This is a genomic window from Paraniabella aurantiaca, assembly GCF_050309965.1.
In the GTDB taxonomy this organism is placed as follows: Bacteria; Bacteroidota; Bacteroidia; order Chitinophagales; family Chitinophagaceae; genus Niabella.
On sequence record NZ_JBLOSY010000003.1, the window covers coordinates 127017 to 141406 of the forward strand.

Genomic DNA, 14390 nt, shown 5'->3' on the forward strand with positions numbered 1-14390 from the left:
CACTACGCCGCTTATCTCTCAGGCGAAACAAAGTTTAAGGAATTCATACATCCTATGTTGGCCACCCTGGGAGATCAGCCTTTTGATGACGAGGAGTGGATCTTCGAAATTAAGTGGGACGGATACAGGGCCATTGCAGAAATCGGTGAAGATCTGAAACTTTATTCCCGTAACGGTATATCTTTTATTAAAAAGTTTGCCCCCATAACTGAAGCTTTACAGGAGCAGCAACACGAGATGATACTCGACGGTGAAATTGTAGCTTATAACAAAGATAATTTACCCGATTTTCAAACCCTGCAGCATTTTGGCGAACACCCCGATGTTCCACTCGTTTACCATGTTTTCGACCTGTTGTATCTGAATGGTCATGCTACCACTTCTCTTCCAAATATTCAGAGAAAAGAGTTATTGAAGGAAGCACTTATAGAAAATGATTTTATAAAATATTGCGATCATGTAGAAAAAAAAGGCGTTGATTTTTTTGAAGCCGCCAAGCAAAATAACCTGGAAGGCATGATAGCTAAACGTGCAGACTCCACTTATAACGAAGGGCGCCGTACAACCGAATGGTTAAAGATCAAACACCACAATACCGAAGAAGTCATTATTGTGGGGTTTACGGAGCCAAGGGGTTCGAGAAAAAAATTTGGAGCACTGATTTTAGGCCGTTACCAGAATGACAAGTTGATTTACGCCGGGCATACCGGCACCGGCTTTAATGCAACCACATTGAATGAAATGTATCAAAAATTAAAGCCCCTGATCAGGAAAACTTCGCCGTTTGCCATTAAGCCCAAAACCAATATGCCCGCCACCTGGGTGCAGCCTAAGCTTGTAGCCAATATAAAATACTCCGAACTCACTGAAGAGCATATTTTCAGACACCCTGTTTTTGTTGGCTTAAGGGTTGACAAAGCTCCGGAAGAAGTAACCATACCTAAAAATGAAAAAGTCATGGCAAAAGCGAAAGATACAGGCAAACAGCATTTAGCGACAAAAGTTGCTAAAACGCCCGCGAAGAAAAAGACATCAGGAAAAGACGGTGACCTGACAATTAAGGTTGGAAAACAGGAGGTAAAGCTTACCAATCAAAATAAAATCTATTGGCCTGATGAAGGGTATACCAAGGGCGATTTGATCGCTTATTATGATCAAATGTCAACATTCATTCTGCCCTATCTGAAAGACCGGCCCGAAAGCCTGAACCGCTTTCCTAATGGTATCAAAGGCCCGAGTTTCTACCAGAAAGATGCCGGTGACAGCGCACCCGGTTGGGTTACATCAGTTGAAGTGTACTCAGAAAGCAATACCAAAAACATTGATTATATCGTTTGTAATGATAAAGCTACCTTACTTTACCTGGCCAACCTGGGTTGTATAGAAATGAACCCCTGGAACAGCACTGTTAAAAAGCAAGAACACCCCAGCTATCTGATTATCGATATTGATCCGAGCGATAAAAACACATTTGACCAGGTCATTGATGTAGCCTTAGCCACCCGCCAGGTATTGGCAGAATGTGGTGTAACATCTTACTGTAAAACATCAGGATCTTCCGGTTTGCATGTATTTGTACCTATGGGCAATAAATATGATTACGAGCACGTAAAGAATTTTGCACACCTGACGGCAATGAAAGTAACGGAAATGTTGCCTGCTTTTACGACCCTGGAACGTAATCTTAAAAAACGGGGCAACAGTAAAATATATGTAGACTATCTGCAAAACCGCCGGGGGCAGACCATTGCCAGTGCTTATAGCGTGCGACCTAAAAAGGGGGCCACCGTCTCTACCCCTCTGGACTGGAAGGAAGTAAAAAAAGGGCTCCATCCTTCTCAATTTGATATTAAGACCGTTCCAAAACGCATTACTAAAATAGGGGATATTTTCAAGCCCGTATTGGGCCGCGGTGTAGATATTATGAAGTGCCTGAAGAAGATGGAAGGGTAACCAAGTTGAGGGTCGATTGACTATAGACCATGGACCATGGACTTCTCACCAAATACAAATATCTTTGCGGCCTTTTAAGAATTTACAATATGAAGTTTCACGAAGAGATCATGCGGAGGCGTACGTTTGCCATCATCAGCCACCCCGATGCCGGTAAAACCACGCTTACCGAAAAATTCCTGCTTTTTGGTGGTGCCATACAGGTTGCGGGCGCCGTAAAAAGTAATAAAATAAAGAAATCTGCTACCTCAGATTTCATGGAAATTGAACGGCAGAGAGGTATTTCGGTTGCAACCTCGGTGATGAGCTTCGAATATAACGGCATATTGATCAATCTTTTAGATACTCCCGGACACAAAGACTTTGCTGAGGATACCTATCGCACGCTTACCGCAGTTGATAGTGTGATATTGGTAGTAGATAGTGTGAACGGGGTAGAAGATCAAACCCGCCGCCTGATGGAAGTATGTCGCATGCGCGATACGCCCGTAATCGTCTTTATTAATAAAATGGACAGGGATGGTAAAAACCGTTTTGATCTTTTAGAAGAAATTGAAAAAGAACTGAATATTCAATTACACCCCATGACCTGGCCCATTAACAGTGGTAAGGAGTTTAAAGGTGTGTACAATTTATATGACCGGAACCTGCGTTTGTTTGCCGCAAATACCAAAGCAGAGGCCGAAGATTCAATAGCTATTACCGACCTAAGCGATGCTGTTGTGGAAGAAATGCTTGGTACTACAGACGCAGCGATTTTGAGAGAAGACGTAGAGCTGGTGGATGGAGTAAATGGTGAATTGAACGCAGCAGATTACCTGGCTGCAAAAGTGTCCCCTGTGTTTTTCGGAAGTGCGATTAACAATTTTGGTGTAAAGGAAATGCTGGACACTTTTATCCGCATCGCTCCAACTCCGCAAAGCCGCGAAACTTCTGCCCGAAAAGTGGACGTAGAAGAACCCAAATTGAGCGGCTTTGTATTTAAAATACATGCCAACCTGGATCCCAAGCACCGCGACCGGATTGCGTTCTTTAGGGTCTGCAGCGGCAGGTTTGAGCGAAATAAATACTTTCATCACGTGCGCCTGGACAAAGACGTACGATTTAGCAATCCTTATTCTTTTATGGCGCGCGACAAAAGTGTTATAGAAGACGCTTACGCCGGAGATGTGGTAGGCTTGTTTGACACCGGCAACTTTAAGATTGGAGATACCTTAACAGAAGGCGAGGATTTCTATTTTACAGGTATTCCCTCCTTCTCTCCGGAGATATTTAAGGAGGTAGTCAATAAAGATCCGATGAAAACCAAACAACTGGAAAAAGGCTTACTGCAGTTGACAGACGAAGGAGTTGCTCAGTTATTCACGCAGTTTGGTGGAACCAAAAAAATTATCGGTTGTGTAGGAGAACTTCAATTTGAGGTAATTCAATATCGTTTGTTGCATGAATATGGAGCCAGCGTTGAGTTCAGGGCTTTGCCATTTTATAAAGCTACCTGGCTTACCTCTGATGATGATAAGAAACTACACGATTTTGTTCGGTTTAAACAAGCCAACACCGCATTAGACAAGGATGGTCATGATGTGTACCTGGCTCAAAGCGAGTGGTTTTTAAACACGGAGATTAGCAATAATCCTGATATTAAGTTTCACTTTACAAGCGAAATACATAAGGTAGAGTAACTATTTCACCAACCGATTATTGAATGCCGCAATCCAAACTGCGGCATTTTTTATGTATTCTTATGAAAAACTGCATCTTGTATAGAAAAGCATTATGAACCATCTACTAACAGCGATCTTATTTCTGCTGATTTCTTCGACTTTATCAGGACAAAATGCCCGGTTTAATTCCGCCCTGGAGGAAGGATTACTACATTTCGAAATGCCTGAAAATTTTGATACAGTTCCAGTACGTCCAAACCGGGATATGAGCTACGATCTGGCGATCAAGAGCAAAACCGATAGTTTTGAGATACGTTATGTTATCCGCCCGCTCGGAAATAGAATTGAAAGTTTTGAAAAGATGGCTGCTGATACTTCAAACGGACGCAAAGTGTTTGCCCAAGCACATCCCAATAAAAATTACCAAACTGTATTTGTAACTATCTTACTCAATACCAGTTTACAGCCTCAGGTGGCCACTACTCCGGCTATTCCCAGATTTGGCGCTTTCAAGCCTGAAGCGGTAAAAAATGAGTTTAATGCTGATTGGGGAGCCACTTCAGCATATGTTCCCAGAACTACATTCGACAGCAATTACAAAAACTGTATGACCGTAGCTTTACATAAAGATAATGCTGCCGACGTGTATATTTTTTACCTGTTCAATGACAAAGAAACAATGATGCGATTAATGCCTTCTGCCTTTCATGCAATGAAATTCAAATAATCAAACTGCTAATATGCGTATAACTATACCCCAACCATGTTCTGAGAAATGGAATAACATGGAAGCTCTTGACGGCGGACGCTTTTGTACTGCCTGTTCTAAAGTTGTCGTTGATTTCACTCAAATGTCGGCATCCGAGATAACAGCATACTTTGAGAAAAGAACAAAAGAGCGTATTTGCGGAAGATTCCTCCATTCGCAAATAGATCCGGGATCTACAGAGGAAACAAATAATTCAATTGAATATGTTTTCAGATCAAATTGGAGCTATCTAAAGAAAATAGCTGTAGTGGTGGTGTTGTACGTCGTTATTCCTTTTAGCGCCTTTTGTCAAACAAAGAAGGAGCAAATAACTAACTGTAACGACAATGAAATAATTGTAATTGCTGGCGGGGTTAAAGTAAAACCGCATCGAACCAGTTCTTTGCAAATCTAAAATTGCTCTCCTGCAAAAGATATCATTAATCGCAGTTCCGACACCCATAACGCCCAAACCTCAAAAAGCAAAAAAGCCGCTACAAAGCCACAACGTTCAAAAAATAAAGCTGATTAAGCTGGCGAATATGTAAAAACTACTAACCTAACATTTATCTACATCTCCTGTTTTTATTTATATTTGCCCTGTAAAAGTAAAAATCTATGAAAACTACAAAACTTGCTTGCGTTGTGACATTTTTTATAACGCTTATTCTAACATCCTTTACAACTAGTTCCTGTACCAAAGAGAAAACCATTATCGAAAGGGATACCATAGAAACGGTTCTAATCAAGAAGGATACAATTATCATAAAAGATACCCTTGTTAATGACTCTTTGTTAACCTCCGCCTCCTGGGAAATCATTGAAGCTATTGGCGTTATGGGTAACACTCCTTTACGTTATGAAAGAGGTGGCAGCTCGAATAACTGGAATGTTGCTGGTGACTATTACGTTTTTAATAAGGACAACAGAGGATATATGTATGACGGGGCGAATAACAGACATGAAATTTTGAGCTGGAACCTTGTAAAAACCGGCGAAAGAAGAAAATTGATAATATTATATCAGAATGATGCCTCAGGATTCTACACCACTCTTATAACCTGGGACAACCTGGTTTATAAAAACGGCAACTTACAATATTCAGATTATTATAGAGATGCTTTAACCTGGTCCAACTACCACGGTCAGGCAATCAGAGCTCCGAAGAAATAATTTAAACCATTCAGGTTGGAAGGCAAAAGGCTCACGGTTTAACTAACCTGCGAGCCTTCTGCTTAATACTTTGCGACCACACCGGTATAATTATGCGGTGTTATCTTTTTCAGCTCCGCTTTAATTGCTGCTGAAACTTTTAGTGAGCTAATGAATTTATGCAAAGATTGCTTAGTGATTCCATCTTTACCTCTTGTTAACTCCTTCAAAGCCTCATAAGGGTTCGGATATTTTTCGCGACGGAGGATTGTCTGAATAGCTTCTGCTACTACAGCCCAGTTATTGTCCAGGTCGGCTTTTAATGCAGATTCGTTTAAAACCAGCTTGCCTAAGCCTTTCTCAATGCTTTTGATGGCAATAATGGTGTGAGCTACCGGCACCCCAATATTACGCAGAACTGTACTATCAGTAAGATCTCTTTGCAGGCGGCTTACCGGCAATTTTGCAGAAAGATGCTCCAGCATAGCATTAGCTACACCTATATTTCCTTCGGCATTTTCAAAATCGATGGGGTTTACCTTATGTGGCATAGCTGACGAGCCTACTTCGCCGGCTTTGGTTTTTTGTTTGAAGTACTCCATGCTGATATAAGTCCAGATGTCACGGCACAGATCCAGCAAAATAGTATTGATGCGCTTGATGCAGTCGAAATGAGCTGCCAGGTTATCATAGTGCTCAATCTGCGTGGTAAACTGCATTCTCTGGAGGCCCAACACCTCCTCAACAAAATGATTTCCAAATTTGATCCAGTCCGTTTTAGGATAGGCCACATAATGCGCATTAAAATTTCCGGTAGCACCGCCAAATTTTGCCGCCACCGGTATATAGGAAAACAAGCGGATCTGGTTCTCCAAACGTTCTACAAAGACCATAATTTCTTTTCCCAATCTGGTTGGAGACGCAGGTTGACCATGTGTTTTCGCCAACATCGGGATCTCTTTAAAATCCTGTGCCAGTTGATGTAAGTGGTTTTGCAGGTTCAGATATGCCGGTAGCAGTTCAAACTCCAGGCTATGCTTCCATAATAAGGGTATTGCTGTATTATTTACATCTTGTGATGTTAAACCAAAATGGATCCACTCTTTCGCTTCCTGCGCATCCGTCTTATCCAGTTCTGCCTTTAAAAAGTACTCTACCGCCTTTACGTCGTGATTAGTAGTCTTTTCTATTTCCTTAATAGCTTCTGCATTTGCTACGCTAAAGTTTTCCTTTAACTGCTGCAGATGTTTTTTAGCTCCCGCAGACAATTTCAGAAACTTTTTATCTGCCAATAGCAACAGGTATTCAATTTCAATAATAACACGATACTTAATCAATGCGTATTCACTGAAATATTCCTGCAGGCTTTCTACCTGTTTACTGTAGCGGCCATCGATGGGCGAGATAGCGGTTAAAGACATGCTCCTTATTTAAAATTTAAAGTCCGCCGGCTGAATACCATTTGGACGGGTTCGAGGTTTAAAGTTTAACGACTAATCAGGAACAATAAACCTGAAACCTGCTAATTTCGCGCAAAAATAAAGGAATAAAGATTGGAACAGAAGATTAGAGTTGGAATTGTAAGCTATTTAAACACACGTCCCCTCATTTATGGCCTGCAAAGACTTCCTATAAAAGATGAAATTGAATTGATAGAAGCCTATCCGGCATCCCTGGCTGAAAAGCTCAAAACAGGGGCCATCGACCTGGGATTGGTTCCTGTGGCTGTGATTCCGCAGCTTCCGCAATATTATATTAATGGCAATTACTGCATTGGCGCTGTTGGAGATGTGGCATCAGTAGCACTTTTCAGCGAGCAGCCCATTGATCGGATCAAAAAAATATACCTCGACTATCAAAGCCGTTCATCAGTAAATTTGTTGAAATGGCTGGTAAAACATCACTGGAAAATTCAAGTGGAACTGGTTGACGCAAAAGACGAATCCTATATCAACTATATCAAAGATGATACCGCGGCAGTTATTATAGGCGACAGAGCTTTGGCGCAAAGGCCTAATTTCAAATATATTTATGATTTGGCAGGCGAGTGGAAAATAGCCACAGGGCTTCCTTTTGTTTTTGCAGCCTGGGTAAGTACCCAAAAGCTTTCTGAAGACTTTATTACAAAATTTGATGAGGCTAACGCTTATGGCCTTCAGCATATTGACGAAATTGCGGCTGAATATGATAATGGCGTTTATGATTTAAAGAAGTATTTTTCCCAGAATTTAAGTTATACCCTTGATCAAGAAAAAAGAAACGGGTTAAAAAAGTTTATGGAAGAAGAATTTTGATACTTTTCATCATATCTTCGCTTGAGTAAAACACAAATAACCTATATAAATATCCAGGCAAGAAATTCCCTATACTAATATTTCACTATTCTTCAATTTTAAATCAACATTAAGCTATGAAAAAAATGTATGTAACGATGTTATTGATTGCTGGTTTCATTTCATGTAAAAAAGATGAGACTCAAAAAAAAGCTTTTCAGGAAGAAAGTACTGTAGCTCGAACTGTCAGTGGCAGCGCCGCAGACAGACCTCTTTTTATCAATGTAACAAACGGTAAAGTGTTTTGGCTCGTTGATGGCCTTTATCGGCACATTTATAATCAAAGGACTGTCGATGCACTGTTTGGTGGGTACAACTATTCGATGATGCCTAAATTGTACATTGATCCTCAACCACAAGGTGAGCCTATAGGAAGTGGGCCTGATATACAACATGCCTTCATGGCGCAGGATACAAAAGATGGTAAAGTTTACGTAGTAGAAAAAAAAGCTGCTGGATCAGGTCAATATTATAATTTTTGCAGATATGTATGGCAGGACTTTTTTAATCTTCATTTGCTTTATGGATATTTAAATAGGGTAAACATTCAATTTACAGATTTTCCTTTGGCAAATACTTGGTTCAAAGGAGATGACTTGAAGATTAGTGGAGGGCATTTGATTAATTACTCTGGAAAAGTATATTGGAAATTTGAGGGAACATATAGATGGATTTATAATTATGAAACTGCAATATCTTTATTTGGAGGGCCTATTTGGTCTAATTCTAGCATAGCTCCCTCTCCAATTGGAAGTACTCTAGGCGGAGATCCAGCAGGACAACGATATGGCTTTCTAGCAAATGACCTGAATGACGGCAAAGTGTATTTTGTAGAACGAAAAAGAGTGAATGAATCTGATGCAAATAGTCCTCTTTACAATTATTGCCGACATATTTATTCAATGGAAGTTTTCGGCAGCTATATGTTCAACTCAAGCCAAATTGAAAATTACACCATACAATTTTCATCAACTCCATCAGCGGATGCATGGATTCTTGGTCCTGTAATCTATCAATAAATTAAAAATCTTATTTTTAAGGGCTGCTTTTACCAAGCGGCCCTTTTATTTTAAGAGTGATGTTGGATGCAGATACTCGAGCCATTCGAAAAGTATTAATCAGACATCGTAAAACTTTCAAGTAGATGAAGTGTGGAGTATGCCATAACGGCTCGAATAATAAAAAATTCATTTTGAAAGAAATGATGTATGGCCTGAAAGACGAGTTTGAATATTTTGAATGCGCCAGCTGTGGCTGTATCCAGATAGCCGAAGTGCCTTCAAACCTGGGCAAATACTACCCCAACGACTACTACTCTTATACTGTAGCCGAGGTGCCGCTTAAAAAAAGCTGGATAAGAAGTGCCCACTTTAATTATTACGCCTTTAATAAAAACAAGCTATTGGGCAGTTTGCTGGCACTGAAGTTTAAACCTTCGGGATTTTACACCTGGCTGAAAGGACTGCATTTGCAAAACAGAAAAGAAAGCGTTTTGGACATTGGATGTGGAAATGGCCAATTATTAAAAAGAATGTATCGCCTGGGGTTTAGCAATCTTACGGGTATTGATCCGTTTTTACAGAAAGATCTTGTATATAACAATAGCCTGAAACTTTTTAAAAAAGATATTTTTCAGACAGACACTACTTATGATGTAATCATGATGCACCATAGCCTGGAACATATGGACCGGCAGGACGAGGTAATACAAAAAGCAGCAGCCTTGCTAAAAAAAGGCGGCAGAATGCTTATCAGGATCCCGATTGTAAGCAAACCCTTAATGAACAAATATGGCGGTAATGTAGTATCGCTCGATGCTCCAAGACATTTATTCATTCACACCTTAAAGAGCATTACCGGGATCATCGAAAAAAATAATCTCTCCATATATAAAACAGTTTTTGATGCGGAAGTATTCTCCATTATTGGCAGCGAACAATACTCAAGCGGCATAAGCAATGTCAATGATGACCGGAGTTACTTTCAAAATCCCGCAAGCAGCATATTTAAACCTTCGGATATCGAAAGATTCGAAAATGAAATTACGGCGCTTAACCAAAAGCGCGAAAGCGACACCGTGGCTTTATACATAAGAAAGTAATTTTACCTGATGGATGTAACCATTGTTATTATACTACACAACCGCCATCAAAATATTCGTCGCCTGGTAGAATACTACCGGGATATTGAAGTATCAATAATTTTAGCAGACAGCTCTTCGCAAAAGCATCCTTCAGACTCTATTCCCACTTCATGGAATTATATTTATACACCAGGCATTAATTACACTCAGAAGATAGAGTTAATACTGCAACAGGTTAGCAGCCGGTATGTAATTCTTTGCCCCGATGACGACTTTATTATACCCCGGGCAATTGAGGACTGTATCAGCTTTCTGAATAATAATCCGGATTATGCTTCCGTACAGGGTCGTTGTGTATGTTATAAAAAAAGTGAAGTAATTGCCGGAGCCGGAATTAACTTCTACCCTATTTACCCTCGTTTGGAATATTCTTATGAAGCTGCTGGCGGGCTGGAACGCCTGGACAATCTGCTGTCGGATTATAAATCATACTTATATGCTGTTCATCGAACCGCTTTACTTAAAGAAGCCTATACCGATGCCTCGTCAAGTATCCGGAACCTGTATTTAAATGAATACAATGCATCCATTTTGCCGGTTGTAATAGGAAAGTACAAAGAGCTTCCCTTTTTATACCAAGTAAGGGAGTATGCCGAAGATTCAGATGATAAAACGGCGGTGAATATGAACACGCTCTTAAAAGACCCTGCATTTAAACCCGACATTGACGACTTTGTCAACCACCTGTCTTCCAAAATCATTCACTGGAATAACAGCCAGAAGTCTGAAATGGTGAAGGACCGGTTAATCACTGGCTTCGCCAGGCTAGCCACTGCTATCGAAAGTTCATATCATTTAAAACCCTCATTAAAAAAGAGGATGGGGCGAATCGTTGCGCTGATACCCGTAGTGGGTAAAAAAATAATTGAGAAAAGCAGGAAAAAGGAACTGGAGACACAAATGGCAGAAATTGTCGCCTCGGAAAACGAACGAAGTGAATTGAAGAAAATAGCTTCAATACTTCAAAAAGGCTAATTAGACAATTTCCCCATCTTACCCGCCTTATAATGGTTTACAGCCATTACAAGATACCTGAGTATTTTCACCCGGTTGTTTCCATACAGCAGGTTATTTTTAATACGGTTCAAAAGCGCGGTTCTCTTCAACTTCAATGTTTCGCCACATTCCGCCTGGTATCTGTCACACACATACAAATAATTTCTCAGCATATAATACAATCGAAGTGGTGAATGCAAGGTACGCGTCGTTTTCTTTAAGCTTTTTATAGACCGGTGTTGAGAAACAGTACCCAGCGAGTGATTCAAATAAATATTTGTAAACTGAATAGTTTTATACCCGTTTTTCATTGCTCTTGCGCAATACTCAAAATCTACCTCGTCAATAAACAGGTTTTCATCAAAACTCCCTATCTTCTTAAATATATCCAGGTTCAGGATACTGCCGGAAGTAATCAGGTTCGCTGTTTCTGCTATGGCGCAATCATTCGTTGAGGGAACAGATTCAAACGATACCCCGCACATAGCTACTTTTTCCTTGTCTGAAAAGGAACTCAAACATTCGATATATTGCTTTAAATAATCTCCTGAAAAGAAAGAGTCCTGGTCCATGGTCAACAGCCAGTCTGCCTGTTTATCTATTGCATACCTGGCAGCCTGATTCAGGCGGGCGGAGATACCTTGATTCGTTCCATCGCGCAAAACCGTTACGTTATCCCCATAGTTAGAAAAATCAAGCTTCGACGCGGGCTCACTGTTATCTATAATCATCAGTTCCCGGAGAAAAGGAAGATAACCGGTAATATTACCGATAACCTCTTCTGCCGGATTGTACAATATAACGACCCCAAAAATTTTTTCCATTCTACTTTACATGACGTTGCCCAGGCAAATTAGGAAAATGAATCGAAAACCAGTCGAAGATTGTTTGCAGGCAACTGGTTCAACATCAAACCTCACACCAGAGCCGGCATTTCCGGGCCATAGACTAGCGGTGCCTGGTTATATATTTCAAGGTCGGAAAAGCTTATTTTTGCAGGGTTCATCAGTATATAGCATTTATCAATGAAAGTAGTAATTTTTGCAGGCGGCTTAGGCACCCGGATATCAGAAGAAACGGGTACACGTCCTAAACCTATGGTTGAAATCGGTGGAAAGCCCATCCTTTGGCATATCATGAAAATTTATAGCCATTATGGCTTTAACGACTTCATTGTATGCCTCGGCTACAAGAGTTATATGATAAAAGAGTACTTTATGAACTACTTTCTCCATAATGCGGATCTTACCATTGATATAAAAAATAATGATATAACTTATCATGCCAATAAGAGTGAAGATTTTAAGATAACACTGGTAGATACGGGTTTATCTACAAAAACAGCTGGCAGGCTTCAAAGGGTGCGGCAATATATAGGCAACGAAGACTTTATGTTGACCTATGGAGATGGCGTAAGCGATGTAAACATAAAGGATTTACTGGCTTTTCATAAAAAGGGTGATAAAATTGCCACTGTAACCGCAGTGCAGATGGATTCGAGATTTGGAGGCATGGACCTGAATGATTCGGGAGCCGTTACTTCATTCAGAGAAAAGGCCAAGGATGAAGGGAAGTGGATCAATGGCGGTTTTTTTGTGCTGAAGCCGGAAGTATTTAATTACCTGGAAGACGATATGACTGAAATGATGTGGGAAGATGAGCCTTTGGAAAAGCTAGCTGATGATGGAGAGTTGCAGGCTTATCAGCATACCGGTTTCTGGAAACCAATGGACGCCCTTCGTGATAAAATGGAGCTGGAACAATTATGGCAATCTGGAAAAGCTAAATGGAAATTGTGGTAAATAAACAACAACTGATAAAGGCCTACTCAGGAAAAAAGGTTTTTATAACGGGGCATACGGGATTTAAAGGTACCTGGCTAAGCATCCTGTTAAATATGCTGGGTGCAGAAGTGAAAGGGTATGCACTTGCTCCCGAACATGAGCTTTCTATTTTTAACCTGACGAAACCGCTATCCGGCAGCCAGAATGTAATAGCCGATATCAGAAATAAAGAGAAACTCAAACAGGAAATCCTGGACTTTGCTCCCGACTTTATTTTTCATCTGGCGGCGCAGCCCCTGGTACGGCTCAGCTATCAGATACCTGCTGAAACCTTCGAGGTAAACGTGATTGGTACTGCAAATCTGCTTGAAGCGCTTACCATTTTGAATAAAAAATGTACAACTGTAATAGTTACCACGGACAAAGTTTACGAAAATAAAGAACAGGATATTTTATATAAAGAAGAAGACAGACTGGGCGGCTACGATCCCTACAGTGCAAGCAAGGCCTGTACAGAAATTGTTGTTGATTCATTCAGAAACTCCTTTTTTAATACCGGCACTCACTCCCTACACCAAAAAGCAATTGCCAGCGCAAGAGCCGGTAATGTAATTGGTGGCGGCGACTTCAGCAAAGACCGGATTATCCCGGATATAGTACAGGCCTTGAAGAATGATCAACCTGTTACTGTAAGAAATCCCCATGCGGTAAGACCCTGGCAACATGTGTTAGAGCCGGTAACGGGTTATATTTTGCTGGCGTTGCAATTAAATGAGGACATTCAATTTTCAGGGGCTTATAATTTCGGACCCAGACCCGAAGATCATTTGTCCGTAAAAGACCTGGTGGCGCTTTCCATCAAAGCATGGGGAGGCGGAACATGGATTGATCAATCTGACAATACCCAACCGCATGAAGCCACATTATTGAAACTAGATATTCAAAAAGCAATCAACCATTTACTCTGGACGCCTAAAATGGAAGCTGCTATTGCTATCAGCAAAACTTTAGATTGGTATAAAAACGTGCAGGCAGAAAATGCCCTGGTTTATACCCAACAGCAAATTGAAGACTATTTAGAACTATGATTTTTGAACCAACATCATTAGATGGAAGTTATGTTATTACTCCCTCCCCAAGGGGTGACAACCGTGGTTGGTTTATGCGTTCTTTTTGCAAGCAAGAGTTTGAAACAATCGGACATACCAAGGAGTGGGTACAAATGAATCATTCCTTTACGGCAACTAAAGGAACAATCAGGGGTATGCATTTCCAGATTAAACCCTACGGGGAAATAAAACTGGTGAGATGTATTGCCGGCGCCGTTTTCGATGTAATTATTGACTTAAGAGAGGAATCGCCCAGCTACTTACAATGGTTTGGCGCAGAACTTTCTGCTGGTAACAAAAAAAGTCTCTATATCCCCGAAGGATTTGCACACGGTTTTCAAACACTTACGGAAGACGCAGAGCTGCTTTATCTTCATTCGGCATACTATACCCCCGGCTATGAGTCGGGTGTTTTATACAACGATCCTAAAATAAATATACAATGGCCACTGCCCCTAACTGAAATTTCAGAGAGAGACAAAAGCCATACATTATTATAAAGAATATT

14 protein-coding genes are annotated in these 14390 nt (G+C 40.6%); 12 read left to right on the top strand and 2 right to left on the bottom strand.

Annotation, left to right across the window (positions count from 1 at the left end; all coding sequences use genetic code 11):
- Positions 1-54: 54 nt before the first annotated feature.
- The 5 genes from ligD to ACLOAU_RS23795 all read left to right on the top strand — a co-directional run bounded on the left by ligD (position 55) and on the right by ACLOAU_RS23795 (position 5538).
- A complete protein-coding gene (ligD, locus tag ACLOAU_RS23775) occupies positions 55-1953 on the top strand; it encodes a DNA ligase D (protein ID WP_427864422.1) in 1899 nt (632 codons plus the stop codon).
- A gap of 89 nt (positions 1954-2042) precedes the next feature.
- Positions 2043-3635, top strand: coding sequence for a peptide chain release factor 3 (locus tag ACLOAU_RS23780; protein WP_427864423.1), 1593 nt, complete (start codon positions 2043-2045; stop codon positions 3633-3635).
- A gap of 94 nt (positions 3636-3729) precedes the next feature.
- Positions 3730-4344, top strand: coding sequence for a hypothetical protein (locus ACLOAU_RS23785; protein ID WP_427864424.1), 615 nt, complete (start codon positions 3730-3732; stop codon positions 4342-4344).
- Between the two features lie 58 nt (positions 4345-4402).
- Positions 4403-4780: a hypothetical protein gene (locus ACLOAU_RS23790; protein WP_427864425.1), complete on the top strand. Its 378-nt coding sequence runs from the start codon at positions 4403-4405 to the stop codon at positions 4778-4780.
- 203 nt (positions 4781-4983) lie between these two features.
- On the top strand, positions 4984-5538 hold the full coding sequence (locus ACLOAU_RS23795) for a hypothetical protein (RefSeq protein ID WP_427864426.1): 555 nt from the start codon (positions 4984-4986) through the stop codon (positions 5536-5538).
- 62 nt (positions 5539-5600) lie between these two features.
- Here ACLOAU_RS23795 and purB read toward each other — a convergent pair whose 3' ends face one another.
- Positions 5601-6938, bottom strand: a complete 1338-nt coding sequence (purB, locus tag ACLOAU_RS23800; RefSeq protein ID WP_427864427.1) for an adenylosuccinate lyase — start codon at positions 6936-6938, stop codon at positions 5601-5603.
- A 132-nt stretch (positions 6939-7070) separates the two neighbouring features.
- On the opposite strand from purB, the gene ACLOAU_RS23805 reads away from it, so the two are divergent.
- The 4 genes from ACLOAU_RS23805 to ACLOAU_RS23820 all read left to right on the top strand — a co-directional run bounded on the left by ACLOAU_RS23805 (position 7071) and on the right by ACLOAU_RS23820 (position 10968).
- On the top strand, positions 7071-7811 hold the full coding sequence (locus tag ACLOAU_RS23805) for a menaquinone biosynthetic enzyme MqnA/MqnD family protein (RefSeq protein WP_427864428.1): 741 nt from the start codon (positions 7071-7073) through the stop codon (positions 7809-7811).
- 116 nt (positions 7812-7927) lie between these two features.
- Positions 7928-8869, top strand: a complete 942-nt coding sequence (locus ACLOAU_RS23810; RefSeq protein WP_427864429.1) for a hypothetical protein — start codon at positions 7928-7930, stop codon at positions 8867-8869.
- A 125-nt stretch (positions 8870-8994) separates the two neighbouring features.
- A complete protein-coding gene (locus tag ACLOAU_RS23815) occupies positions 8995-9951 on the top strand; it encodes a class I SAM-dependent methyltransferase (protein WP_427864430.1) in 957 nt (318 codons plus the stop codon).
- Positions 9952-9960: 9 nt separating this feature from the next.
- Positions 9961-10968: a TIGR00180 family glycosyltransferase gene (locus ACLOAU_RS23820; RefSeq protein WP_427864431.1), complete on the top strand. Its 1008-nt coding sequence runs from the start codon at positions 9961-9963 to the stop codon at positions 10966-10968.
- On the opposite strand, the gene ACLOAU_RS23825 is transcribed toward ACLOAU_RS23820, so the two are convergent.
- Positions 10965-11813: a glycosyltransferase gene (locus tag ACLOAU_RS23825; protein ID WP_427864432.1), complete on the bottom strand. Its 849-nt coding sequence runs from the start codon at positions 11811-11813 to the stop codon at positions 10965-10967. The genes ACLOAU_RS23820 and ACLOAU_RS23825 overlap by 4 nt on opposite strands.
- Positions 11814-12014: 201 nt before the next feature.
- Between ACLOAU_RS23825 and rfbF the strand changes: the two genes are divergently transcribed.
- From rfbF to rfbC, 3 genes are read left to right on the top strand one after another with little or no spacing between them, the layout of a single operon-like run.
- Positions 12015-12791, top strand: coding sequence for a glucose-1-phosphate cytidylyltransferase (rfbF, locus tag ACLOAU_RS23830; RefSeq protein ID WP_427864433.1), 777 nt, complete (start codon positions 12015-12017; stop codon positions 12789-12791).
- Positions 12776-13861 (top strand): CDP-glucose 4,6-dehydratase, encoded by a 1086-nt coding sequence (gene rfbG, locus ACLOAU_RS23835; RefSeq protein ID WP_427864434.1) that lies wholly within the window; start codon positions 12776-12778, stop codon positions 13859-13861. The genes rfbF and rfbG overlap by 16 nt, the downstream gene beginning before the upstream one ends.
- Entirely contained in the window at positions 13858-14382 is a 525-nt protein-coding gene (rfbC, locus tag ACLOAU_RS23840; protein WP_427864435.1) for a dTDP-4-dehydrorhamnose 3,5-epimerase, read from the top strand. Before rfbG ends, rfbC begins: the two co-directional genes overlap by 4 nt.
- The last annotated feature ends 8 nt before the right edge of the window (positions 14383-14390 follow it).